The 24,699-nt window shown below is 62.0% G+C and carries 22 protein-coding genes; 11 read left to right on the top strand and 11 right to left on the bottom strand.

Annotation, left to right across the window (positions count from 1 at the left end; all coding sequences use genetic code 11):
* Positions 1–4: 4 nt before the first annotated feature.
* The 4 genes from FHT70_RS15385 to FHT70_RS15370 form a co-directional block, all read right to left on the bottom strand.
* Positions 5–2,278: a chemotaxis protein CheA gene (locus tag FHT70_RS15385; protein WP_097600316.1), complete on the bottom strand. Its 2,274-nt coding sequence runs from the start codon at positions 2,276–2,278 to the stop codon at positions 5–7.
* Positions 2,279–2,295: 17 nt separating this feature from the next.
* Complete coding sequence (gene cheY1 / locus FHT70_RS15380) at positions 2,296–2,661, bottom strand: chemotaxis response regulator CheY1 (protein WP_003570362.1); 366 nt, start codon at positions 2,659–2,661, stop codon at positions 2,296–2,298.
* Positions 2,658–2,954, bottom strand: coding sequence for an STAS domain-containing protein (locus FHT70_RS15375; protein WP_183702660.1), 297 nt, complete (start codon positions 2,952–2,954; stop codon positions 2,658–2,660). The genes cheY1 and FHT70_RS15375 overlap by 4 nt, the downstream gene beginning before the upstream one ends.
* A gap of 63 nt (positions 2,955–3,017) precedes the next feature.
* Positions 3,018–4,649, bottom strand: a complete 1,632-nt coding sequence (locus FHT70_RS15370) for a globin-coupled sensor protein (RefSeq protein ID WP_183702658.1) — start codon at positions 4,647–4,649, stop codon at positions 3,018–3,020.
* A gap of 640 nt (positions 4,650–5,289) precedes the next feature.
* Here FHT70_RS15370 and FHT70_RS15365 point away from each other — a divergent pair.
* Positions 5,290–6,711 carry a glycosyltransferase family 39 protein gene (locus FHT70_RS15365; protein WP_183702656.1) on the top strand — a complete coding sequence of 474 codons (1,422 nt, stop codon included), beginning with the start codon at positions 5,290–5,292 and terminating at the stop codon, positions 6,709–6,711.
* Between the two features lie 5 nt (positions 6,712–6,716).
* Here FHT70_RS15365 and FHT70_RS15360 read toward each other — a convergent pair whose 3' ends face one another.
* Positions 6,717–7,022, bottom strand: coding sequence for a helix-turn-helix transcriptional regulator (locus FHT70_RS15360; RefSeq protein ID WP_183702653.1), 306 nt, complete (start codon positions 7,020–7,022; stop codon positions 6,717–6,719).
* Between the two features lie 33 nt (positions 7,023–7,055).
* On the opposite strand from FHT70_RS15360, the gene ybaL reads away from it, so the two are divergent.
* The 4 genes from ybaL (at position 7,056) to FHT70_RS15340 (ending at position 12,837) form a co-directional block, all read left to right on the top strand.
* Positions 7,056–8,876, top strand: coding sequence for a YbaL family putative K(+) efflux transporter (gene ybaL, locus FHT70_RS15355; RefSeq protein WP_183702650.1), 1,821 nt, complete (start codon positions 7,056–7,058; stop codon positions 8,874–8,876).
* Between the two features lie 54 nt (positions 8,877–8,930).
* Positions 8,931–9,311 (top strand): hypothetical protein, encoded by a 381-nt coding sequence (locus tag FHT70_RS15350; protein ID WP_183702648.1) that lies wholly within the window; start codon positions 8,931–8,933, stop codon positions 9,309–9,311.
* A gap of 85 nt (positions 9,312–9,396) precedes the next feature.
* Positions 9,397–11,946, top strand: coding sequence for a protein translocase subunit SecD (gene secD, locus FHT70_RS15345; RefSeq protein WP_097600310.1), 2,550 nt, complete (start codon positions 9,397–9,399; stop codon positions 11,944–11,946).
* 174 nt (positions 11,947–12,120) lie between these two features.
* Positions 12,121–12,837 (top strand): ATP-binding protein, encoded by a 717-nt coding sequence (locus FHT70_RS15340; protein WP_183702645.1) that lies wholly within the window; start codon positions 12,121–12,123, stop codon positions 12,835–12,837.
* A 103-nt stretch (positions 12,838–12,940) separates the two neighbouring features.
* Here FHT70_RS15340 and FHT70_RS15335 read toward each other — a convergent pair whose 3' ends face one another.
* From FHT70_RS15335 to FHT70_RS15325, 3 genes are all read right to left on the bottom strand, one after another.
* Entirely contained in the window at positions 12,941–13,378 is a 438-nt protein-coding gene (locus tag FHT70_RS15335) for a response regulator (RefSeq protein ID WP_097600308.1), read from the bottom strand.
* A 29-nt stretch (positions 13,379–13,407) separates the two neighbouring features.
* Positions 13,408–14,112, bottom strand: a complete 705-nt coding sequence (locus FHT70_RS15330) for a helix-turn-helix transcriptional regulator (RefSeq protein WP_085776927.1) — start codon at positions 14,110–14,112, stop codon at positions 13,408–13,410.
* A gap of 478 nt (positions 14,113–14,590) precedes the next feature.
* Positions 14,591–14,968: a response regulator gene (locus tag FHT70_RS15325; RefSeq protein ID WP_097600307.1), complete on the bottom strand. Its 378-nt coding sequence runs from the start codon at positions 14,966–14,968 to the stop codon at positions 14,591–14,593.
* A gap of 194 nt (positions 14,969–15,162) precedes the next feature.
* On the opposite strand from FHT70_RS15325, the gene FHT70_RS15320 reads away from it, so the two are divergent.
* The 4 genes from FHT70_RS15320 to FHT70_RS15305 are packed head-to-tail and all read left to right on the top strand — an operon-like array spanning position 15,163 to position 21,023.
* On the top strand, positions 15,163–17,307 hold the full coding sequence (locus FHT70_RS15320; RefSeq protein ID WP_183702642.1) for a PAS domain-containing sensor histidine kinase: 2,145 nt from the start codon (positions 15,163–15,165) through the stop codon (positions 17,305–17,307).
* Complete coding sequence (locus FHT70_RS15315; RefSeq protein ID WP_064800648.1) at positions 17,294–17,719, top strand: response regulator; 426 nt, start codon at positions 17,294–17,296, stop codon at positions 17,717–17,719. The genes FHT70_RS15320 and FHT70_RS15315 overlap by 14 nt, the downstream gene beginning before the upstream one ends.
* A 4-nt stretch (positions 17,720–17,723) precedes the next feature.
* Complete coding sequence (locus FHT70_RS15310; RefSeq protein WP_183702639.1) at positions 17,724–19,319, top strand: response regulator; 1,596 nt, start codon at positions 17,724–17,726, stop codon at positions 19,317–19,319.
* A gap of 21 nt (positions 19,320–19,340) precedes the next feature.
* Entirely contained in the window at positions 19,341–21,023 is a 1,683-nt protein-coding gene (locus FHT70_RS15305; RefSeq protein WP_210282847.1) for a VOC family protein, read from the top strand.
* Here FHT70_RS15305 and FHT70_RS15300 read toward each other — a convergent pair.
* The 3 genes from FHT70_RS15300 to FHT70_RS15290 form a co-directional block, all read right to left on the bottom strand.
* Positions 20,989–21,894: a DMT family transporter gene (locus FHT70_RS15300; RefSeq protein ID WP_183702636.1), complete on the bottom strand. Its 906-nt coding sequence runs from the start codon at positions 21,892–21,894 to the stop codon at positions 20,989–20,991. The two genes, FHT70_RS15305 and FHT70_RS15300, sit on opposite strands and share 35 nt — an antisense overlap.
* A 110-nt stretch (positions 21,895–22,004) precedes the next feature.
* Complete coding sequence (locus FHT70_RS15295) at positions 22,005–23,489, bottom strand: FAD/NAD(P)-binding protein (RefSeq protein ID WP_183702632.1); 1,485 nt, start codon at positions 23,487–23,489, stop codon at positions 22,005–22,007.
* A gap of 47 nt (positions 23,490–23,536) precedes the next feature.
* Positions 23,537–23,971 carry an OsmC family protein gene (locus FHT70_RS15290; protein WP_183702629.1) on the bottom strand — a complete coding sequence of 145 codons (435 nt, stop codon included), beginning with the start codon at positions 23,969–23,971 and terminating at the stop codon, positions 23,537–23,539.
* A 144-nt stretch (positions 23,972–24,115) separates the two neighbouring features.
* On the opposite strand from FHT70_RS15290, the gene FHT70_RS15285 reads away from it, so the two are divergent.
* Both FHT70_RS15285 and FHT70_RS15280 read left to right on the top strand, forming a co-directional pair.
* Positions 24,116–24,382 (top strand): hypothetical protein, encoded by a 267-nt coding sequence (locus FHT70_RS15285; RefSeq protein WP_183702626.1) that lies wholly within the window; start codon positions 24,116–24,118, stop codon positions 24,380–24,382.
* Between the two features lie 70 nt (positions 24,383–24,452).
* On the top strand, positions 24,453–24,683 hold the full coding sequence (locus FHT70_RS15280; protein ID WP_077992584.1) for a DUF2188 domain-containing protein: 231 nt from the start codon (positions 24,453–24,455) through the stop codon (positions 24,681–24,683).
* The last annotated feature ends 16 nt before the right edge of the window (positions 24,684–24,699 follow it).

Genomic DNA, 24,699 nt, shown 5'->3' with positions numbered 1-24,699 from the left:
TCCCTTACCCTACCGCTGCTAACGACATTTCCGCTTTGAGCGACTGGCCGCGCGAGGCGCCGACAACCGCGTCGACATCTAGGATGAGAGCCACGCGGCCGTCGCCGAGAATGGTGGCGGCGGCGATGCCGGGCACATGAGTGTAGTTCGCTTCCAGGCTCTTGATGACCACCTGGCGCTGACCCTGGATGGCATCGACCATCAGGGCACGCTGACCGCCGCCTTCCGATTCCACCAGCAGCGCCACGCCCTCGACCGGATTGGCCTGGGTCGCGCGGAAGTTCAGGATGCGGCCGACATCGACCAGCGGGCAGAAGGAATTGCGGATCGAGATCAGCCGGTGGTTCGCACCGAAGGAATGGATTGCGGAAGCTTCCGGCTGCAGGGTTTCGACGATCGCCGTCAGCGGCACGACCAGCGTCTGGCCCGCGACGGTGACCACCATGCCGTCGAGGACGGCGAGCGTCAGCGGCAGGCTCATGGTGAAGACCGAGCCGTGGCCCGGCTTGGACGTGATGTTGATGCGGCCGCCGAGCGCCTGGATCGAACGCTTGACGACGTCCATGCCGACGCCGCGGCCTGAAATGTCGGAGATCTTGTCGGCCGTCGAGAAGCCCGGCAGGAAGATCAGGTTGTCGATTTCCTCGTCCGACAGGTTGGCATCGGCCGGGATGAGATCATTGTCGATCGCCTTCTGGCGGACCTTTTCGCGGTTGATGCCGGCGCCGTCGTCGGCAAGCTCGATCAGGATGCGTCCCGAACGGTGCTTGGCGGTGAGGCGGACCGTGCCTTCCGTGTTCTTGCCGGCGGCGGCGCGCTTTTCCGGCGTTTCGATGCCGTGGTCGACGGCATTGCGGATCATGTGGGTGAGCGGCTCGGCCAGCTTGTCGATAACCGTCTTGTCGACTTCGGTGTTTTCACCTTCGGTAATGAGGCGGATCGACTTGCCGGTCATGTCGGCAATTTCGCGGACGATACGCGACATGCGCTGGAAGACCGGCTTTACCGGCTGCGCGCGGATCGCCATCACCGAGTCCTGGATCTCGCGGGTCAGCTGCTGCAGCTCTTCCAGGCCCATGTTGATCGAGGAGGTGCCGGTCGTGTCGTTCTCGATGACGCTCTGCGACAGCATCGCCTGGTTGATAACCAGCTCGCCGACGAGGTTGATCAGGCGGTCGACGCGGTCGAGATCGACGCGGATTGTCTGGCCGGCGCCGGCGGCGTTGTTCTGGGCGGCGGCATTGGCCGCGGCGGCTGCGGCGGCGGCTGATTCCTTCTTCTCGACGCGGGCGGCGGCTGCCGCCATCTGCGTGACGTTGGAAGCGGTCTCGGCGGCGGCGACGGCAGCGGCCGTGGCTTCGGACCGTGCAGCGGAAACGCTCTCCGTTGCCTCGGTCTCGTCCAGGATCGACAGGTCGAAGGGAACCGGCACCATCGGCAGTTCCTCGTTGCCCGAAGCGGCGTCACGGGTCTCCTCGACCGGCTTCACCGTCAGCTCGCAATCCCACTCGGCGAATTCGAAGACGGCGCGGATGGCATCCTCGCCCTTGTCGGTCTTGAGCGTGACGTTCCAGAAGAAATAGGCCGCCTCCGGATCGAGCTCCTCGAGACCCGGCAGCTCATCCATATTGCAGTAGATCGTCATTTCGCCGAGGCGCGAAAGGTCGCGCAGCAGCAGGGTGGCGTCGTTACCCTTCGAATAGAGTTCGTGGCGCGGCTTGAAGGTGATCTCGTAGGCCGGCAAGCCGGTCTCTGCGCCGTCCTCGTCGACGAAATCGTCGAAGGAAAAGGGGATTGGCTGGAAGCCGCTGTCGTCGGTCGGCTTGGGGGCTGGCGCCGGTGCGGCCTTTGCGGCGGCCTTGGGTGCAGGCGTCTCGGCCGAAGGAGACGGTAGCTCGCCATTGGCCAGAGCCTCCAGCTCCTTGACGAGGCCGCGGCTGCGGCTTTCATCGACGCTGCCGCCGTCGCGCGCAGCATTGGTCAGGTCGGCGAGCACGTCGGCCGACTTCAGCATCACCTTCAGGACGTCCTGGGTCGGCTCGAGCTTGTTGGAACGAACGCAATCGAGAGTGGTCTCGAATACATGGGCGAAGGCAACCAGATCATCAAGGCCGAAGGCGCCGGCGCCCCCCTTGATCGAATGCACGGCACGGAACACCGCATTGACGGTTTCCGGATCGCGATCGCCATCGTTCATTTTCAGAAGACCGGATTCCAGCTCGGCGAGCTGTTCCTCGCACTCCTGGAAAAAGATCTCTTTGATTTCGTTCATATCCATAGGAGCAAATCCTGGGTTTAAGCGGTTACGCGCTCAATTGCATCGATCAGCTTGGCCGGGTCGAAAGGCTTGACGATCCATCCGGTGGCGCCGGCCTGGCGGGCGCGGTTCTTCTTTTCCGCGTCGCTCTCGGTGGTCAGGACCAGGATCGGGATCGCCCGATATTTCTCGTTGCGGCGCACACCTTCGATGAAGCCGAACCCGTCGAGGCGCGGCATGTTGATGTCGGTCACGATCACGTCAGGATTGGATTCTTCGAGAACCTCGAGGCCCTCGACGCCGTCTTCCGCCTGGATGGTCTCGAAACCGGCATTGTTCAGCGTCACGAGCAGCATGTTTCGGATGGTGCGGGAATCATCCACGGTAAGCACTTTTTTCTTCATTGCCGAATCTCCTTGGCAAGCAGGTGGTCAATATTGACGCCAACCAGCTGCATGGTTTTGTGAAATGCGTCGGACACCTTGGAGAAGGTGAACGGCTGCTTGTCCTGCTCCCAGGTCTTCTCGGCGGACATCAGGACCTGAGCGCAAAGAGCCCCGATCCGCTCGACGCCCGATGCGTCGATCGAAAGACCGCTGCCCCTGAGGGAGATGAGTTTTTCACGCAAGGCGGAAGCCTCGTTGAGATCCAGCACCGCTGTCAAATTCAGCCTCTTGCCACTCTTCTTTGCTACCATCAGCTTGTCCTTGTCCCCTTGTCCCCGGCCCGAAAAGATGAGCTGCGGCGATCATCCGATAGGTTAGTAAACATTCCGCCCACCTCTGACGCTCGCGAGCGCCTGCGGAAGGCCAAAATCGTCATTTTCATATTCGTCTTCGACCGCAGGACGGCCGGCCGCTTCGATCGTGCGGGACGGCGCAGCGCGAACCGAGCCCAAGCGCCCGGAATGCACATTTTCGCGGGCTATGCGGAATTCGCGAATCGTCTGGCCGAGCTCAAGAATGACGGTATGGAGGTGGTCGGCGCCTTCAGCGGAACGTTCGGCCAAACCGGCGTTGTCCGCCACCTCTGCGCCAAGTCCTTTGACGTCGGCCGCCACGCCGTCGAGGCTTGCGGCATGCTCGCCGGTCCTGGTGGCGATGCCCGATATGGCGGCGTTGATGTCGGTGACCTGCCGCACGATGCTGCCGATCGAGTCCTGCGTTCGTCCGACCATCTGCACGCCGGCGTCGACCTGCGCCTTGGTCGTCGTCACCAGCGTCTTGATCTCGCGGGCGGCGTCGGCCGAGCGCTGGGCAAGCGCACGAACTTCCTGGGCGACGACCGCAAAGCCGCGGCCGGAATCGCCGGCGCGAGCCGCCTCGATGCCGGCATTCAGCGCCAGAAGATTGGTCTGAAAGGCGATCTCGTCGATCGCGCCGATGATCTGGCCGATCTTCTCGGCCGACTGCTCGATATCGGCCATGGCGCTGATCGCGCGGCCGACGACCTCGCCGCTTTGCTCGACCGCAGCGCGGGTAGAGGCGGCCGCCTGTTCGGCGGCGCGGCTGTCGGCGGCGCCGTCGCGCACGCTTCCGGCAATGCCGGCAAGGACAGCGGCGGAAAGCTGCAGCCGCTCGGCCTGGCCGGACGCCGTGCCGGCGAACTGCCGCGACTGGCCAGCAAGCGAAGCGGTCGCCGTCTCGGCCCTATCAGTGCGTTCGGTCATGGCGGCGAATTCTGCCTGGAGGCCATCCAAGGCGCCGTTCAGGGCGGCGGCGATCCCGGCATAGGCACCGTCGGCGTCGACAGGCGCGCGCCGCGTCAGGTCGCGGGCGGCAAGGCCTTCGATGACGTCGCCGAATATCCGGGCGATCTCCGCTTCACTTTCGGCGCGCTGATCGGCAAGCGCGCGGCTCTGGGCAGCGCGTAGCGCATTGAAGCGGAGCGAAACGGCGATTTCGACATCGACGATGACGATGCGGATGATCGCAGTCATCAGCTCGGAAATTTCGCGGGCGCGGCGCCTGGCCGAGGGCAGCAGGGGGCGGCCGGCAATCTCTTCGGCGAGGCCGGAAAGAACATGCTCCAGCACGACGCCGTGGCCAGCTACGTGCCAACGCGGGTCGAGGCCCATCTTGCTTTCGGTGTCGGAGAGAACCTTGACGCGCTCGGCATAGAGGCTGTCGAAGCGGGCATCCGTCAGCACGTCCCAATGTGAGGACTGCAGATCATGCAGACGATCGACCTGTCTGTCGCTCTCGAAGTTGCGCGCAGCGTCGGGATAGGACTGGAACCTGTGGAAGAGATCGCGCAGTCCCGCTTTCAGATGCGCTTCGAGGGCCGGCCGGTTACGGCGCACCAGTTCGCACTGATCGGCATCGAGACCGGCAAAACGCAGGCGATCACGCAAGCTGCCTGCCTGCGCTCCACGACCCTGATCTGATGGCATGTCCTGCCTCAACGCCTGTCCCCGACCCACTTTCCAGGCGAATGCCCGGCAAAAACTTTTGCAGCATTCGATCAACGCAAGCGCGGAGCCGGTCTTCACCACCGGCGACGACCGGCAGGTAAAGCCCCTGATCAGCTATGTTTCGAAGCTGTCTGAAGAGATGGATACCGGATCGACCCGGTACGGCGGTACGGCGTCATGCCTGCTGGGAACGAGCACATCTTCCCATTCCGACGTGTAACCCAATGTTTATGGTTAATTCCTTGCCCGAAGGTTAATAAGTCTTTTCAGGAACAGGCTTTTGGAGCAATTCAAGGCAGTTCGCAGGAAATACTTCCGCGGAGTTGCACGGCTGCTACAAGGCACACGCAAGCTCCGTGTTATAGGCCGGTCGACAACCAAGACATGACGTCGACAAGGACAGAGCAATGATTGTTCTCGGATTGGGTTCCTGTTTGATCGCAATCGGCATACTTGCCGCCATCGCCCGCCTCGATTTCCTTGCCGCAAATCGCGATATCGGGATGCTTCGGGTGTTCTGAAGCCTCTCTGGCTTCAAGCCGATCCAATCCCCGTTGGCAGTCCGGTGCCTTTGGTGTAATCGCACTCGCGCCTTTCACGTCAGCGGAACACTCGGTTCATGTCTCCCAGATCTGGTCTTCTCATCGTTCTCGGCTTCACGCTCTGGCGCGTCGTCACACTGTATTTCGATGCCACAGACCTGTTTGTCGACGAAGCCCAGTACTGGTTCTGGTCGCAGAATCTCGATCTCGGCTACTATTCAAAACCGCCGATGATCGCCTGGGTGATCCGGGCCATGACGGAGCTTTCCGGCTCCAGCGCCATCTATTTCATCAGGCTGCTCGGGCCGCTGATCCACATGGTGGTGGCGCTGGTGCTGATGAAGCTGGCAAGGCGCTTCGTCGGGCCGGAGATCGAAGGCTGGACGGGCGCCACCTACATCACGCTTCCCGGCGTGGCGCTCTCTTCGGTTTTCTTCTCGACCGACGTGATCCTGCTGTTCTTCATCGCCGTCGCCCTGCTCGCCTATTTCAGCCTGACGCAGCGGCGCTCTGTGGCACTGGCGCTCGTCATGGGTCTCGCCGTCGGCCTTGCCTTTTTGACGAAATATGCCGTTCTGTTCGTCGTACCAGGCGGCGCGATCGCCCTCCTCCTCATTCCCGCGGCGCGCATCGCTGTCCGGGACTTCATCATCGCGGTCGCGGTTGCCGCTGTCGTCGCCTCGCCGAACCTCTGGTGGAACCTGCAACACGACAATACGACGGTGCGCCACACGCAGGATATCGCCCACTGGAGCGATCTCGGCATCAATCTGCGCCGCGGGCTCGAATTCTTCTCCGCCCAATTCGGCGTCGTCGGGCCGATCATCTTCTTCGCAATGCTGTGGGCGGTCTATCGCATGATCAAGGGCCGAAGCGACGACCGCGAAAAGATGCTGATCTGGCTGTCGATGCCGGTGGTGGTGCTGATCACCCTGCAGGCGACCGTTGCCAAAGCCTATGCCAACTGGGCCGTGACCGCCTACGTCGCGGGGACCATTCTTGCCGTCTGGCTGCTTTACCGGATGTGGCCGAAGGGGCTGAGGCTGTCGCTCACCATCAACGGCATCGCAAGCCTGCTCTTTCCGCTGGCGACCATCTTTCCGCAGCAATTGCTGCTGCCGAACGGCGACGAATTGATGAAGCGCTATCTCGGGCGCGCCGAGGTCAGCCGCGAGGCGGGAGCCCTTGCAGCTCAGGCGGGCACCGACATCATCGTCACCGACAACCGCGACATGGTCGCTGATCTCTTCTATACGCTGCGGGATGCATCTTACAGAATCTATGCGCGCGCACCCGCAGGCCTGCCGGAGAGCTATTATGAGCAGGAATTCGCCCTGCCCGCCGACATCGCCGGCAAGGTGCTTTTCCTGACGGACACGCCGCTAATCTGCGCCACTGAAACGCCCGAGCTGCTGAAGAGCTGGCTGCCTGCCGCAGGCTACTACAAGCGAAAGACGCTTTACGTTTACAAGGTTTCTGCCGCCTGCCTGGCGCCCTGAGGGCTTCAGCCTGGTCGATTGGGCAGGCAGAGGCCGGTGCCGGCGCCTTCTACCTCAACGAACCTGACGCCGCCTTCCTCGAAGGCGAGGCGCAACTGCGCTTCGGTCGCACGGTGGATATCGTGGTGGCGTCCCTCGTAATCACGGATGGTGCTGCGCGAGACGGCCGCCTTCTCGGCGAGCTCGTTCTGGGTCCAGTCGAGCAGACCGCGTGCAGCCCGGCAGAGAGCGGGGCTTAGAATTGTTTCTCTCGCGCCTTGACCCATAATCTCAAAGTACCCATATTGGTTGATATAGATCATATATGTCATAATACGAACGAAATTTCCAGATCGGGAGAAGCGATGCCGCACGATACGCCCTTGATTTCGACAATCGTCGGCGGCCTGGTGCTGGCTTTCATCTTCGGCGCGCTTGCTCATCGGCTGCGCATGCCGCCGCTCGTCGGCTATCTGATTGCCGGTGTGCTGGTGGGGCCACATACTCCGGGTTACGTGGCCGACCAGAGCCTCGCGCCGGAGCTTGCCGAAATCGGCGTCATCCTGCTGATGTTCGGCGTCGGGCTGCATTTCTCCCTCAAGGACCTGCTGTCGGTGCGCGGCATCGCGCTGCCTGGCGCGGTCGTGCAGATCGGTTTTGCCACCTTGCTCGGCTGGGGCCTCGGTGCATTGATGGGCTGGCCGACCGGCGGCAGCCTGGTTTTCGGCCTGGCGCTTTCAGTTGCCTCTACCGTCGTGCTCCTCAAGGCTCTGCAGGAGCGCCGGCTCATAGAGACGGAGCGCGGCAGGATCGCCGTCGGCTGGCTGATCGTCGAAGACCTCGCCATGGTGCTGGCGCTGGTGCTGATCCCGGCTGCAGCCAGCATCGGCGGCGACGGCCATGGTCCCGTCGAGCCGCTGTCGGCGGGGCTGAACAGCCTGTTCGACCTCGATCTCGGCATCGGCGGCATGATCGCCATGACGCTGGTCAAGGTAGCACTCTTCGTGGCTCTGATGCTCGTCTTCGGCCGCAAGCTCATTCCCTGGACGATGCATCGCATTGCCCATGCCGGCTCGCGCGAGCTCTTCCGGCTCGGTGTGTTGGCCATCGCCCTCGGCGTCGCCTTCGGCGCGGCCAAACTCTTCGGCGTGTCCCTGGCGCTTGGCGCCTTCTTTGCCGGCATGGTGCTTGCCGAAAGCGAGCTCAGCCACCGCGCAGCCCAGGAAAGCCTGCCGCTGCGCGACGCCTTCGCCGTGCTCTTCTTCGTCTCGGTCGGCATGCTGTTCGATCCGAACATCCTGATCGACAGACCGCTGCCGATCCTCGCCACCGTCTTCATCATCGTCATCGGCAAATCCGTCGCCGCCTTTCTGATCGTGCTCGCCTTCAAGAAGCCGCCCGGCACGGCGCTGACGATTTCGGCAAGCCTCGGTCAGATTGGCGAGTTCTCCTTCATTCTCGCCGCTCTCGGCGTCGAGCTCGGGCTTTTGCCGGAGGAGGGCCGCGACCTGATCCTTGCCGGCGCCATCATCTCGATCATCGTCAATCCACTGCTGTTCTTCCTCTGCGACCGCGCGCGGCCTCTTCTCGACGGTGCAAGGCGCGAGGAAACCGTGGCCGAGCCGGCTTCCGCCGCCGATGTGGGTGCCGTTCAGGAACAGACGCCGCCCGAGGACGACGACGTGCGTCCGACCGCGCTTACCGGCCACGCAATCCTCATCGGTTACGGCCGAGTCGGCAGGATCGTCGGACAAAATCTCAAATCGTCAGGCACGCCCTTCCTCGTCATCGAGGATTCCGACAAGCGCATCGGCGAATTGAAAGCGCAGGGGATCGAAGCCTACCTGGGCAATGCAGTGGCGCGGGAAACGCTCGATCTCGCCAATCTTTCGTCTGCACGCAGCCTCGCCATCGCCATCCCGAACGCCTTCGAGGCCTGCCGCATCGCCGAGCAGGCGCGCAGCGTCAATCCCTCGATCCTTATCGTCGCCCGCGCCCATTCCGACGCCGAGGTCGACGAGTTGAAACAATACGGCGCCGACACCGTCATCATGGGCGAACGCGAAATCGCCCTTGGCATGGTTGACCGGCTCGCTCAAGTGCATCATGAGAGTGTTTCCTATGAAGACAGGCAGGAGCCTGCTACAATCATCCCGACGGGCACTGCTCCGCCGGAACGACAATGAGAGATTGCCGCGCTTTTGAGCCGATACGGGAGTGACATCGCCGGGACGGAGGAGATGGAGCTGGACCAGCACCGTCTGACGAGACGTATCGCCTTTTCCCTCCTCTTTGCCATTCTTGCCTATATCGGCCTGCTTTTCGGCGGCAATCTCATCATTGCGCCGGCGACCGCCGTCAATACGCTTTCTTCTTCCGGCCGCGATCCGCAGCCGCCGCAACTGAGCGCGCGCGATGCCGTGCGCGGCGTGCTTGCCGCCGAGCGCAGGCTTGCGCCGAAACAGACCGCCTACGACGCCGGACCGCCGGCCCCTGCCGCCGCCCCTGCTGTCGACTTTACCGGCTGGGACATGGCCGCTCCTCTTGCGGCATTCGAGCCTCCGCTTCATCAGGCAGTTTCCAGGACCCATCAGGCGCGCGCGCCCCCGATCATCGCCTGAGGCTTGCGCCGAGGGGCGCATCCGACCATTGACGACATGCCGCCAGCGCCCGGGCGCCGGCCCTCGATTATCTAAGGAATACAACATGCGTAATTCACCATGGCTGGTGTTCACCTATACGGTGATCATCGTGATCGGGCTATTGATCGCCCTGCCGAACGCCCTGCCGCAATCCGTGCTCCAGCGAATTCCGGCCTGGCTGCCGCATGAGCAGGTATCGCTCGGCCTCGACCTTCGCGGCGGTTCGCACCTCGTTCTGGAAGTCGACGAAGCTGATCTGACCAAGGAGCGGCTGCAATCGCTGCTGCAGGACGCCCGCCGCGTCCTGCGCGAAAAGGGCATCCAGCCGAAGGCCGTCGTGCGCAGCCAGAACCAGATCGTCGTGACGCTCGCCGATGCCGCGCAGAGCGACGCGGCAGTCACCGATCTTAAGACGCTTGCCAACCCGATCAGCACCGGCCTCAGCGCCGGTCAGGCGGATCTCAACGTCACCGCAAACGGAGCGACCATCACCGTCGGCTTCTCGCCGGCCGGCATCTCCGCCAATGTCGACAACGCCGTCCAGCAGAGCCTTGAAGTCATCCGCCAGCGTGTCGACCAGGTCGGCGTCTCCGAGCCGACCATCCAGCGCATCGGCGGCAACCGCGTGCTCGTCCAGCTTCCCGGCGCGCAAGATCCGTCGCGCCTGCGCGAACTTCTCGGCTCCACGGCAAAGATGTCCTTCCACATGCTGGCGCCGAACAATCAGCCCGGCCCCGGCGTCACCATGCTGCAGGACGACGAAGGCAGATCCTATCCGGTTCTCGACCGTGTCGAAATATCGGGCGACCGCCTATCGGATGCCCGCGTCAGCTTCGATCCTAACACGCGCGAGCCCATCGTCAGCTTCCGCTTCGACAGCGCCGGCGCCACGCGCTTTGCAGAGATCACCCGCCAGAATGTCGGCAATCCCTTTGCCATCGTTCTCGACAACAAGGTGCTGAGCGCCCCCGTTATCCGCGAGCCGATCACCGGCGGCTCCGGCCAGATCTCCGGCAACTTCTCGGCAGACAGCGCCACGACGCTTGCCGCCATGCTGCGCGCCGGCGCCCTGCCCGCCAAGCTGACCGTTATCGAGGAGCGCACGGTCGGCGCCGATCTCGGCGCCGACGCCATCAAGATGGGCATCTATTCCGGCATCGTCGGTTTCGCCCTTGTTGCAGCCTTCATCTTCGTGCTCTACGGCACCTGGGGCATCCTGGCGAACGTGGCGCTGCTGATCCACACGATCCTGACCTTCTCGGCGCTCACGCTGGTCGGCGCGACGCTGACACTGCCCGGCATTGCAGGCGTCGTTCTCGGCATCGGCCTTGCGGTCGATGCGAACGTCCTTATCAATGAACGTATTCGCGAAGAGACCCGCAAGGGCAAGGGTGCCTTTGCCGCCATCGATACGGGCTTCAATCGAGCCTATTCGACCATTATCGACGGCAACATGACGGCCCTGATCGCTGCGGCGATCCTGTTCTGGTTCGGTTCCGGGCCGGTTCGCGGCTTTGCGGTGACCATGGCGCTTGGCCTGATCATCTCGATGTTCACCTCCGTCGCGTTCGTTCGCGTCGCGATGATCGAGATTACCCGCCGCCGAAAGTTCAAGGTGCTGAACATCCGGCCGTTGATCCCCTTCAGCCCGTATGACAAGCACATCCAGTTCATGAAGGCGCGCTTCTTCGGCGTCACCGTTTCGGCGCTGCTTTCGATCGCATCGGTCGTGCTCTTCATCCATCCCGGCCTGAACTACGGCGTCGATTTCCGCGGCGGCATCCAGATGTCGGTCAAGACGAAGGAGGCGGCCGATCTGGCAAAGTTCCGCGAGGGTCTCGATAGTCTCGGCCTCGGCGAAATCACGCTGCAGACCTTCGGCGACAACAACAGCATTCTCGTTCGCGCGCAGCGGCAGGAAGGCGGCGAAGAGGCACAGACGGCGGCGGTGACCAAGCTGAAGGCCGAAGTCGCCAAGATCGATCCGAGCGCTACCGTCGAAGGCACCGACGTCATCGGTCCGAAGGTCAGCGGCGAGCTTGCCTCGGCCGGCATCCTGTCGGTCGTGATCGCCAGCATCGCGATGCTGCTCTATATCTGGGCGCGGTTCGAATGGCCGTTTGCCGTCGGCGCCATCGTTACGCTGGTGCTCGACGTCACCAAGGCAATCGGCTTCTTCGCAATCACCGGTCTCGACTTCAACCTCACGGCCATCGCAGCCATCCTGACGCTCGTCGGCTATTCGGTGAACGACAAGGTCGTTGTTTACGACCGAATGCGCGAAAACATGCGGCTCTACAAGTCGATGCCGTTGCGCGAGATTATCGACAAGTCGATCAACGAAACTCTTGCGCGAAGCCTCTACACCAATGCGACGGCCTTCCTCGCCCTGGTGCCGATGGCGATCTGGGGCGGCAGCGCCGTCTCCAGCTTTGCGATCCCGATGGTCTTCGGCATTCTTGTGGCCGGCGCCTCGTCGATCTTCATTGCCGCACCGATCCTGCTGTTCCTCGGCGACTGGCGCCGCCGCCACGCCAAGGCGGCAACGGCGACCGATGCGGCAGCCGAAATCATCCCGCCGGAAGAGGGTCGCTCGCGCAAGTCGGCGAGCTGAAAACGGGTTGTTAACGTATCCTTGAAGAGGGCGCCGGTTGCAGAGCCGGCGCTCTCTTTTTATTGTTGCCTATTGCCAGGATAAAATTATGCAGCAATTCAAGCTATTACAGCGTCCATCGCGCGGCTGAAAAAGAGAGCGCGACGATGCATCAGAGATCGGGGAAACCGCGCGATGTCACCCAACCCGACGAAACCGCTTGAAACCAATATTGCCGGCGACAACGAAGAACGCATTAAGCGCTTTCTTGCAATCGCCTCGCACGACCTGCAATCGCCGCTGCGCCATATCGCCATGTATGCCGAGCTGCTGCTCGACGATCTTGAGGAGACACTCGACAGCGAGCAGCTTCAGAGCCTCAAGATGATCCTGGAAAAGGTGCAGGCGGCCCAGCGTCTCACCAAGGCACTGATGAGCCTTGCCGGTGGCGCGCCGCAGGTGACGCTGGAAGAGGTCGACCTGAAGGTCTTGGCCGAAAAAATTTGGAGCGAACTCATCGAGGAGACGGGGGCTCTCGACGCGACGTTCGCCAGTCGGGACCTCCCCTCCATCCGCACCGACCCGGCGCTGTTCGGCTTGGTGCTCAGGCAGCTCATGTCCAACGCCCTCACCTATCGGAGCTCATCGCCGCCGCATGTGGCCGTGACGGCGGAGCAACAGCGGGCGAACTGGGCCATCCGGATTTCCGATAACGGCACTGGCATCGATCCCGCTTATCGAGAGCGCATCTTCGAGCCGTTCTGGAAATTACCGAAGGCGGGGGCAGCCCCTGGCGCCGGCCTCGGCCTGACGACGGCGCAGGAACTTCTGAAGGTGCTTGGCGGCGATATCCGTCTCGAGCATTCCGACGAAAACGGCAGCCACTTCACCATCCGCCTTCCCGCCGGCTGAGGCACATATTGCAATCGCTCAGCCTCATTTGCCGTGCTTGAAGCGCACCGCGATCTCAGATTCGGCCGACGTGCTTCCAAGCCTTCGCGCTGTTTTGCGCGGCTCAAATGCTGTAATCGTCCTTCCAGAAATCCGGCACATCGTAGTGCACATATTCGCGGATGATGTGCTGCAGCGTCTGGACGTCGATTTCGTCTTTGCCGATGCGAAAGTCGACGCCGTAATCCGGAAATTCCTGGAAATAGCCGCCCGATATGTCGGTCGAGACGACGCCGATCGGGCCGGTATAGCCGATGCCGCGCAGCTCCGGCACCGTCTCGCGGAAATCGGCATTGGGCAGAAGGCGATTGTCGAGCAGGATGAGATCGAAGCGCGCCGCGCGGATCTTTTCCAATGCGTCTCCGATCGACGGCGAATATTCGACTTCGACCGCCGGCTCGGAGAGATCGGCGATCTTCTTTTTGAGCGCGCGGAATTCGATGAACTCGTCGTCGACGAAGAGAACCTTGACGGCGTTCTGTCGGACCGTTTTGGTGATCATTTCAATTTCCCCAGTCCCGAAGCCGATTTTCACGAAACCAAACCATTCCTCAGGGCGATCGCCACCATGTGGACGCGGTTCACGGCATCGAGCTTGCGCGCGGCCGCAGTGATATGCGAATTGACCGTATGTTCAGACAGACCGAGGATGATGGCGATTTCGGCCGAGGTCTTGCCTTCGCTGGTCCATTTGACGATTTCCGCTTCGCGCTGGGTCAACCGCCCGGACATTTCCTGCGTCAGGATTTCCTCGTAGAGCTTGTCGAAAATGCGCATGGCATCAAGAAGCATGTCGGCAATCTCGCCCTGGTCCGGCTCTTCACGCTCGCCGCTCAGCACGAGACAATATCGCCGCCCTTCGGGCGTGAACAGCGGAATGAAGAGGAAGACGCCGCTGCGGAACTCGTTGAAAAGCAGATCGGAGGGATAGGTGTCCGGCTGCGCGCTCCGGCCATGGACGGGCGTTGCCAGAAACTGAGCGCTTTTTGCGCGGGTGGTCCCGAGCGCCTCCCTCAACGTCGCAATGAACAGGCCAACCCGTCGCTCGGCGACATTGGTGATGACGATATCGCGTTCGCCGAATGGAGCCGAAGCCTCGGAAATCCGGGCAAGCGCGAAATTATCGAAGTGGTAATGCTGCGCCGCCGCTTTCAGCAGGCGGAAAAAATCGGTGCGGTTGATCGCTCGGCTCAGCTCCGGTCCGGCATGAAAAGGAGTTGCCGCGGCATTGTTCATTCCCACTCTTCCTCTCCTCCCGCCATGCCCCCGATCCCCAAATCTTGGGATATACGTCTTAAACGCGAACAGCTACAAAAATTGCGAGACGGTTGATGAGAGATATCGAAACGGGGACTTTCGGTATACAAGGCGGATATCATCAATTATCTCAACTACAGGTGATGCACGGGCAGATATACTGAGGGGCAGTAATTCTTACCTGGGTGTCGTAAATCTTCCGCGTTCAACATCCATGAATGCGAGAAGGCAGTGCCAGACGTAAGCGCGAGAGAGCCGACAGGCCCATTCAGCTAAGGGGTTGGCTGGAAGTTCGTGGCGGCGAACACGGGTCAATCGGCTCTCTCAGCGCTTATTTTACGTTCCGTCCGTTTCGTTTCGGTTGCATCTTGGGATGCGCACTCGGCCTTGTCAATTGCGGTTCGTCACGTCGCCAGGACCAACGCCAGGAAACGCACCATTCGGCTTCCGCTGTTTCCTACACTTCCAGATTGAGAAGGATCGCTGCGAGGTCAAGCGGCTTCTCAAGGTAAAAATCGGCACCGGCTTCGAAAGCACGCATGCGATCCTCATCGGCATCCGACCCGCTGCAGACAGCGAGACGCATTGTTCTGAACCGGTCATCGCTGCGCAGCGTGCTTACCAGGCTGATGCCGCTGTCGAGGGGCATATAGAGATCGGCGACCAGCAGCTCCGGCGGAGCCCAGCCTTCGGCCACGCGCTGCTTCAGCGCCTCCAGCGCCGTCTCGGCGGTCGAGAAACAAAATAGATCGACGTCTATATGCTGCTTCTTGCGGATATAGTCGAGATAGAAGAGATCATCCCTGCTGTCGTCGACGTAAACTATCGTAGGCATCCGGCACCGTGATCTGGGTATTGTTCGAATGAACCTCGTTGTCTTCCGACGTCACGATATCGCGATTTCACGAAAATTCGATCTGTCCGATCGAAAAATCATTTCGGAAAAAGCGCGACGGCGGCGGCTGCTGCCTATTGAGTATTCCTCGATTTCGGAAAAAATGGCCGCGCGAACCGAGAGAGGATACACGGGTGCAGGATAAGGGCAACGTGGACCTGCAGGACCAGCGGAGGCGACGGCGCTACCGTGCCTTTGCAATTGCAGTCGGCTGCCTGCTGTTCCTTCTCGGAGTGAGCGCCCTTGCCGGCTGGCTGTTGCAGATCAAGCTCATCATTTCGCTCTTCCCCGGCTTTCCGTCAATGGCCTTCAACACCGGGGTCTGCTTCATACTATCCGGCCTTGGGCTTGCGGCCTCGATGCTTGATGGCCGCCGCTCTCGGATAGCGGCAACGATCATGACAGGAATCGCAGCGGTGATCGCGGCGGCCCGACTGGTGGAAATCGCTACGGTTGGGCGGGCCGTCCATAACGTCGACCAGTTGATCACCCGCCTGGTGATTCCTCCCGATTTCATCGCCGAGATCGGCGGCGGCATGGGCCCCAATACGGCGCTGATCTTTCTCATTGCCAATCTTTCGCTGCTGCTCTCGCTTCATGTGGAGAAGTCGAAAAACCAGGTCGTGCAGGAGCTGACGAGCTATGTCGTCGTCACGCTCGGCATGATCGCGCTCGCCGGCTATCTCACCGATGCCGAACAGGGCTACCGCTGGGGTCCCTATGCGGCGATGGCGTTGCACACGGCGGTCGGCATGGTGCTTTTCGGCGCGGGCCTGCTTGCCCGCTCCTGGTGGATGCAGCCGGCAAACCGGGCGCAGATTCCGCTCTGGATTCCGGCGGCAGTCTGCTTCACCGGCCTCGTCGTCGATCTCTATACGCCGCTCGGCCTTGCCAACGGCATTCTCTACGTGCCGCTGGTGCTGACGGCGCTCTGGTTCGGCAACAGGAATGCGCCGCTGTTCTTCGCCTTTGCCTGCACCGTGCTCCTCATGCTCGGCTTCTTCGCCGTCAGGCATGACGAGGCGGCATTCTGGCAGGAGATCGCCAATCGCACCATCACCGCCGCCACGCTCTGGCTGATCGCCATTCTCGTCTTCTATTTCCTGCGCAACAACAACAACCTGGAAGCCGAACGCGTTCGCTTCGGCGCGCTGGCGCGCAGCACGCCCGATGCCGTCCTCGTCATCGACGGGCGCGGAACGATCAAGAGTTTCAATCCGGCAGCCGAAAGCATGTTCGGCTATTCACCGCAGGAAACAATCGGCCGGAACATCAAGATGCTGATGCCTGAGCCTTATCATTCCGAGCATGACGGCTATCTCGCCCACTATCGCCAGACCGGCGAGGAGCGCATCATCGGCACGACGCGCATGGTCTCCGGGCGGCGCAAGAACGGCATCGTCTTCCCGATCGAAGTATCCATCAGCGTTGTCGTCAGCGGCGAGACCAAGACATTCGTCGGCATCGTACGAGATATCAGCGAGCGCGTGCGGCAGGAAGAACGGATGAAGACGACGCTCGCCCAGCTCGAGGCATATACGGCCGAACTCGAGCGCAGCAACCACGACCTCGACGAATTCGCCTATATTGCCTCGCATGACCTGAAGGAACCGCTGCGCGGCCTGCACAACCACTCGCGTTTCCTCCTCGAGGATTATGAGGACAAGCTCGACGCGGACGGCGTGCGCCGGCTGAACCGGCTCGTGCGTCTCAGCCAGCGGATGGAGAAGCTCGTCAACGACCTGCTCTACTTCTCCCGGCTCGGGCGGCAGCAGCTGGCAGTCAAACGCACCGATATCAGCCTGATCGTCAAGGACGTGGTCGCGACGATGGAGCTGCTGCTGGAAGAGCGGCATGCCAGGGTCGTGACCGACGGCCGGCTCCCTGACGTGGTCTGCGACGCGCCGCGGCTGACCGAAGTGTTCCGCAATCTCATCACCAATGCGATCAAGTACAACGACAAGCCGGCGCCGCTGGTCTCGATCGGCTATCTCGAGCGGTTCGTCGGCAAGGACGGCACGGTTGCCCGCAACGTGTTTTTCGTTAGGGATAACGGCAAGGGAATACCCCAGGAATTCCATGAGGATATTTTCCGCATTTTCAAACGGCTCGAAAAGTCGCAGGATTCCGACGACGGAACCGGAGCAGGCCTTACCTTCGTCCGCAAGATCATCGCGCGGCACAACGGCGATATCTGGCTGGAGTCCGAGGTCGGCGTCGGCACTACGTTCTATTTCACCCTGGGAAGAAAACGCGAGGGGCAGAATGCAGCAGCGTGACACGCAACCGATTTTGATCGTCGAAGACAGTGAAGACGATTTCGAAGCGACGATGCGGGCCTTCAAACGCACCAACCTGCGCAACTCGATCCGCTGGGCCGCCTCGGGTCAGGAAGCACTCGACATGCTCGGCGTGATGGTGCCGAAACCAGGGCTGATCCTGCTCGATCTCAACATGCCGGGACTCGACGGCCGCAAGACGCTGGAAGCGATCAAGTCGAACGACGGCTGGCGCAAAATCCCGGTGGTGATCCTGACGACGTCAGACGATGAACGCGACATCGAAGGCTGCTACGCGCTCGGCGCCAACACCTATGTGCAGAAGCCGGTCGATCTCGACGGTCTCTTCGCCGCGATCCAGCGGTTAAAGGAATATTGGTTCGAAATCGCGATCCTGCCGCTCGAGGACTGACGGTTTGGCGGAAGACTGCTGCATTCTCATCATCGACGACAACATCGACGACCGCGAGGTCTATCGGCGCATTCTGGGCCGCGTCTCCAGCACGGCCTATACCGTCCTCGAGGCGGAGACGGGTGAAGAGGGCCGCGCACTCAACAGCCGGAAACGGCCGAACTGCATCCTGCTCGACTATTCGCTGCCGGGGCGCGACGGGCTCGGTGTTCTTGCCGATATTTTGGAGGACGATCCCGTCGCCAACGTCATCATGCTGACCGGCCAAGGCAGCGAAACCGTCGCCGTCGAAGTGATGAAGAGCGGCGCGCGCGACTATCTCACCAAGGATTCCCTTTCACCCGAAACGCTGCATCGCTGCATCCAGAACGCCATCATGCACGGCATGCTGGAAGCCCAGCTGGAGCAGAAGCGGCAATCGCTTGAGATCTTCACACGCGCCATGGCGCATGACCTGAAGGAGCCGTTGAGGACGATCAAGTCCTTCAGCCGGATCCTGCACGGTTCTGCAGTGCTTCCGGCCGAAGACCGCGAGCTGCTCGATTATGTCTTGAGCGCCGCCGACCATATGGAAGACCTGATCGTCAAGGTCTCGAACTTCACCAAGCTCGAAGCCTATGGCGGACCGCAGCTGACGCCGGTCTCCCTGTCCGATGTACTCAACCAGGTGGAAGACAATCTGCGCCAGCAGATGGAGAGCCGCGGGGCCGTCGTCATTCGCGGTGTGCTGCCGGAAGTGATGGGTGATGCGACGCTGCTGACCCAGCTTCTGCAGAACCTGGTGTCGAATGCCATCCGCTACTGCGATCAAAAGGTTCCGGAGGTTCAAATCTCGAGCGAAGCGCGAGGGGGTAGCTGCCGCCTGACGGTGCGTGACAACGGACCCGGCATCGATCCCCAGCACCGCGAGCTGATCTTTCAGCCGTTCAAACGGCTCGTCGGCCGCGGCATCGAGGGCACCGGACTCGGCCTTGCCATCTGCCGCCGCATCGCGCAGCTGCATGGCGGCGCCATCTGGTGCGAACCGGACAAGGGACCAGGCGCCACCTTCATCGTCGAGATGCCGCTTGCCGAGGCACGGCCCGCACCGCCCGCCGCATCAGCCGTTCCGCCCAGTCTGAAGCCGGCGGAGCAGCCGGGTGAAGGTTCCGGCAGGCTTGCCGAGGTACTGCTGGTCGAAGATAGCCCCGCCGACATCCAGATCCTGAAGATCAAGCTGATGCGGCGGGAGAGGGTGACCTTCAACCTTCATGTCGCCACCAACGGCCGCGAGGCGATGCGGCTGCTCGAAGAGCGCGCCGGCATCGCCGATGTGCCGCAGATCGACCTGATGCTGCTCGACATCAACATGCCGATTATGGATGGTTTCGAGGTGCTGAACGCGCTTTCGGCCGACGCCCGTCTGAAACGGATTCCCGTCTGCATTCTCAGCACCTCAAGCGATGAGAGCGACATGCAGCGGGCCAGAAATCTCGGCGCGCGCGCCTATATGGTAAAGCCGCCGACCCTGCAGCAACTGGAAGAGGCGCTCGAAGATGTCGATCATTTGGAACTGCTGCAGCGCGGCGATTCGCTTGCGCTTTGCGCGGAACAAAACTAAGCGGTGGTCATTGGCAACGGTATGACTGTCGCAGCTCTCATACTCGCGCTCCTGACGACGCCGCTTCAATCAGGACTGCTCTCGATGGTATCAGGCATACATCACGTTACAGCCATCACCCGAAAGGTGCAGGCAAACGTGGATTTTTACGCCGGCTTTCTCGGCATGCGCCTCGTCAAGCAAACGGCCGGCTACGAGGATGCGACTCAGCTCCATCTCTTCTACGGCGATTCGGCAGGTACGCCGGGTTCGCTCGTCAGCTTCCTCATATGGGAAGACGGCGCGCCCGGTCGGGCGGGTTACGGCCAGATCAGCGAAATTTCACTGGCGATCGATCCGGCGAGCATCGGCTATTGGCTGACGCGCGCCATGAACTTCGGCCTGCGTTCGGAGGGACCGACCGATGAATTCGGTGAGCCTGTTCTCAGGTTGAAAGACCCCGATAATATCATCCTCAAGCTCACGGGCGCAAAGAACCTCACATCGCCTGCTGTCTGGGATGGCGCCTCGATCCCGGTCGAGCATGCCGTCAAGCGGGTGCGCGGCGCAACCATGCTGACGGAAAAGCCGGCCGAGAGCCGCAGCTTCCTCGAGCGCCATTTCGGTTACCGATTCCAGGCCAACCGCGGCACGATTGACAGGCTGGTATCACAATCGGGCGACGTCATCGATGTGCGCGATGCACGCGGCTTCTGGTCCGGCGCGCCGGGAACCGGCACCGTCGATCATGTCGCCTTTCGGGCCGCCGATGAGGAGGCGCTGCGTTCGGTTTCCATGGCGTTGGAGAAGACCGATGCTTCGCCTACCAACATGCACGACCGCAAGTATTTCCGCTCGCTCTATGCCCGCGAGCCCGGCGGCACGCTGGTGGAGCTTGCAACCGACAAGCCCGGCATGACTGTTGACGAAGAGCACGCAGCCCTCGGCACCAAGCTCTTCGCGCCGCCGGGAGCGATCACCAGTCTCGACGAGCTCAAGGTGGTTCTGCCGCAATTTTCGATGCCCGGCCAGCCGCGCATCAATTACCGCGAGCTGCCGTTCGTCCATCGCTTCTATACGCCGCCGAATCCCGATGGCAGTGTCTTCGTGCTGCTGCACGGCTCGGGCGGCAATGAGACGACTCTGATGCCGCTCCTCAACAAGGCGGCGCCGCGCGCGACCCTGCTCGGCGTCCGTGGCCGTGCGACGGAAGAAGGTTTTCCGCGCTGGTACAAGCGCATCACCCCCTTCTCCTTCGACCAGAACGACATCAAGACGGAGGCCGAAGCCTTTGCGGCCTTTATCGAAGGCGCCGTCAAATCCTATGGCCTCGATCCCAAGAAGATCGTCTATGTCGGCTATTCCAACGGCGCCAACCTGTTGAACTCGCTGCTCTACCTGCACCCGAACCTCGTTCACAAGGCGGTGCTGCTGCGCTCCATGCCGGTGCTCAGCGACTATCCGCATGCCGATCTGAAGGGCACGGACCTGCTCGTCATCAGCGGCAAGACCGATGCCTACGGCAAATATGCGAGCGAGCTGGAGGAAAGGCTGAAGAGTTCGGGCGCGACCGTCGATTCCGACGTCATCCCCGGCGGCCATGATCTCGGCGACGCCGATGTGCCGATCATTCAGAAGTGGCTTCTCCAGAGAATGGGGGATGATCCATCCCCGCTGGAGCAGCAGGCGGTCAAACCGACGAGCGAGCCGTTCGGGCAACCATGATGCCGGCGAGCACCACCGCAGCACCCAGCGCCTGCATCATCCCGATCGACTCGTCGAGCAGCGCCCAGGCGAGGATTGCGGCGACGACCGGCTGCAACAGCAGCGTCAGCGATGAAAAGGCGGGCGGCAGATAGGCCAGCGCATAGGTGATCGCCACCTGCCCGCCGGCATGACTGATAAAGGCGAGGCCGAAGAGGATCGACCAACCGTAGAGGGTCGCCGGCAGCATCTGCCCTTCGAAGAAGAAGGCTATCGGGAAGATGCAGACGGCAGCCGATGCCGTGCTCCACAGCATGATGCGGATCGTATCGAACCGGCTGCGCAGCCTGCCAATCGCCAGGATATAGCAGGCATAGAAGAAAGCGGCGATCATCGCGGTGCCGTCGCCGCCCAAGTCCCCGTGGCCGAGCCCTGCCGGTCCGCCTTTTAAGGTAACGACACCGGCGAGCGCCAGGACCAGCCCGAGCAGGAAGACGCCGCTGGTTCGCGCCTTAAAAAACAGAACGGCGATCAGCGTGACGAAAACAGGCGCGAGGTTTGCAAGCAGCGTCGCGTTGGCCACCGACGTCATGGTGAGCGAAAGATGCCAGGCGGCAAGGTCAAGCGCCAGCATCAGGCCCGGAAGAGCCAGCAGACCGTAATCGGAGAGGCTTTGCGGTTTCGGCCCCGTATCCTTCTTCATGAACGAGACGATGAAGATCGGGATCAGCGCCAGCGCCACACGCCAGAAGGCAGTAGCCATCGGCCCGACTTCAGACAGGCGAACGAAGATCGGCGAACCGCCGATCGCCGCCCCGCCGACAACAAGCGCGGCAAGCGCCAGACGATTGGAAGGCGAGGCTTCGGAGAAGGTGGAAGCAGTCTGCGACATGATCTCGATATTTCTGATTTCCCGCAGACCGGCGGCGGGCCATTGACTGCCGAGTGCGTAGCAGAAGTCGACCGCCGGCGACAGTCGAAGAACGACATCAGAACGGAAAATCAGGCCGGGTGGGTGTTCGTCGCGGCCTGCCGCAGCTTTGCGGCGATTTCCCCTGCAACAAAGAAGGCATGCTCGGTCACCTGCGGCAGACCCATCAGTTCGCCGAAAGTGCCGCGGGCCAACGGGCCGGAGATCAATAACGAAGACTCCGCCTTGCCCGAGGGGCCGATCGCCTCCGACTGCTCGGTGCAGGCAAGGCCGAGGCCTGTGGGATCAAGTGACAGGTGGCCGTTTGCGGCAAGCGCCGCGAGCCAAGGCTGGGTTTCGAGAATGCCGCCATGCGCCGGGCCGGTGGTGACGACGACGGCGTCATAGCTCCGCTCCAACGGCTGACGTTGATAGCGCGGCTGCAGGGTGCAAAGAACAAGCTCACCTTCAATGCGCGCATCGGCGACCGACCCGGCAACGATCTCCAGACGGCCGGCGGCAATCGCCGCGTCGAGCACGGCTTCCACCTGCGGCGCGATGCGGAACCGATGCACATCCCAATAGGGGCGCAGATGTCGGACAATACGGCGCCGTTCGGCAATCGGCAGCGCCTGCCAGAGATCGTGTCCCTGCGCCCGCACCTGATCGATCACGCCATGCCAGCTTATGCCCTGCGCTTCCGCAGCTCTTATGGCGGCGCGGATTCTTCTCAACAGTGAAACGGCGGAATGCGCCGCATCGGAGATGAACTCGCCGAAGAGCGGCTGCGGCATCGGTGCATGCCCGCGCGAGCGAAGACCGCGGCGCGAGATTGCCGTCACCGGACCGCGATGTCCGCGTTCAGCGAGCGAGGCGATGACATCGGCGGCGGTCAGGCCATTGCCGATGACCAGCACCCGGTCATGCCGGCCGATCACGCCGAGCGCGCCCGGCTTGGTGGTGTCGGCGACGAAGCGGGGATGGGCCGCCAAGCTGGCGGCAAGCCGGCCGGGCGCTGCAGGCGGCGGATGGCTGGTGGCGATCGCAACTATATCGGCCTCGGCGACCCCGCCTTTGTCGTCCTGGATCGACCAGCGGCCGCCCCGGCGCTGGAGACCGGTCACGCGGGCGCGGTTGTGGAGCACGACACCTTCTTCCAGCAATGGCTTCAAAAGGGAGGCGACATATTCGCCGAAGAGCCGGCGCCGGGGGAAGAGCATGCCGTCCGGTTGCCTCGCCCCGGGATCGTCCGCGACGGCGTCGCGGGCTTCGATCCAGGCCTGGAACTCGCCCAGATCATCGGGCTGCAGGCTCATCTTGGCGGCGGGAACATTGATGCGATGGGTCGGGTCGTCCGTGTCATAGGCAAGACCGCGGCCGAGCTCCGCCCGCGGCTCGAAGACCATGATTACAGGACGCTCGCCAACGTTTGCACGGGCGAGATGATAGGCGACGCCCGCGCCGGAGACACCACCGCCGATGATGGCGACGACGGGCTGGTCAGACATCGACAGAGGCTTGGGCTGCATGATGGCCGGCACAGTTGCTTCGATGCCCCGAGCATAGAAGCCGGACATAACTCGCGCAATCCTCCGGCCGCAATTGTCTATAATGTTTGTGAAGATCAGTCTTGTTTCGATATGACGGTCGAGAATTCGGGAGTGCCGCGGATGGTGTTGCTGACTGTGCAGATCTCGTCTTCGGCGGCGTCGACGATCTTGCGGCGGGTCTCTTCATCGACATCGCCCTTGATCGAGAAGACGATGTTGAATTTCGCAACACGTGAGAGCCCTTCCGCCGCCTTCTCACCGGTGACATCGGCCGTGATCTCGCTGATCCTGTCGAGAACCCCCATCTGACTGGCTGCAATGCGGGCGCTGAGCACGAGACAAGCCGAGAGCGAGGCATAGAGCAGATCGAGCGGGCTGAAGCCCGGCTGAGAGGGGGCGGTGACGATATCGATCTCACCCTTGGTGGTGGACGTGACATGCGGAAAGCCGCTGCGGCCGAGGGTGGCGATGGCGCCGGTCGGACGGGGGCGTGCCTTGAGATCGGCCATGAAGAAATCCTCTGAGAATAGCCTCGCAGAGATAGCGAGTTGCGCCGCGGCCCGCAACGGCGCCGCAACGCCTGCTAACGGAACCTTTCGATCCGTCATCGGTTGATTACACCTGAACGAGATCAGTGACAAAGGTGCACAGCGATGCCGCATGCCCGCAACATGCATCGTCAGGACCGGCGGATGGACGCCCGCGACCGGCTGATCGTCGCGCTCTATGCACAGCTGAAGGCCGAGCGGGAAACGCGCGAGACGCTGGAATGGGCGATCCGCAACGGCGCCATCTCGCAGGAGGTGCTGGAGGCGATCGCGTCCGATCCGGTCCCCGTCGTCACCAGTGAGGACATCGCCTCCCTGGAGAAAATCATCGCGCTTGACGAAAGGCGCAAACCAAATCGGAACCAGGGGTAGTGCCGAAAACTGTGCGCGGTTTTCAGCCGACATCATAACTCCCCATCGAACTGCAAAGAGGAGATCCGAAATGGCCGATATCACCTATCAGGTTGTGCCGCATGACAATGGCTGGGCTTACAAGCTCGGCGACACGCTGTCGGAAACCTATGCGACGGCCGAGGAAGCGATTGTCCACGCCAAGGATGCTGCGTCACGTCAGAAAATCGGCGACGGCGACGCGTTGCTTGCATATCCCTCGCCCGATGGCGGATGGGCGTTCCAGGAGCTCGAAACCGACAAGAGCAACGGTCGTCTGTGATTTTCAGCGGAGGATG

This window comes from Rhizobium sp. BK049, from assembly GCF_014193135.1.
Lineage (GTDB): Bacteria > Pseudomonadota > Alphaproteobacteria > Rhizobiales > Rhizobiaceae > Rhizobium.
The sequence above is the reverse complement of the archived record's forward strand: the minus strand, read 5'-3'. Positions and strand labels throughout refer to the sequence as shown.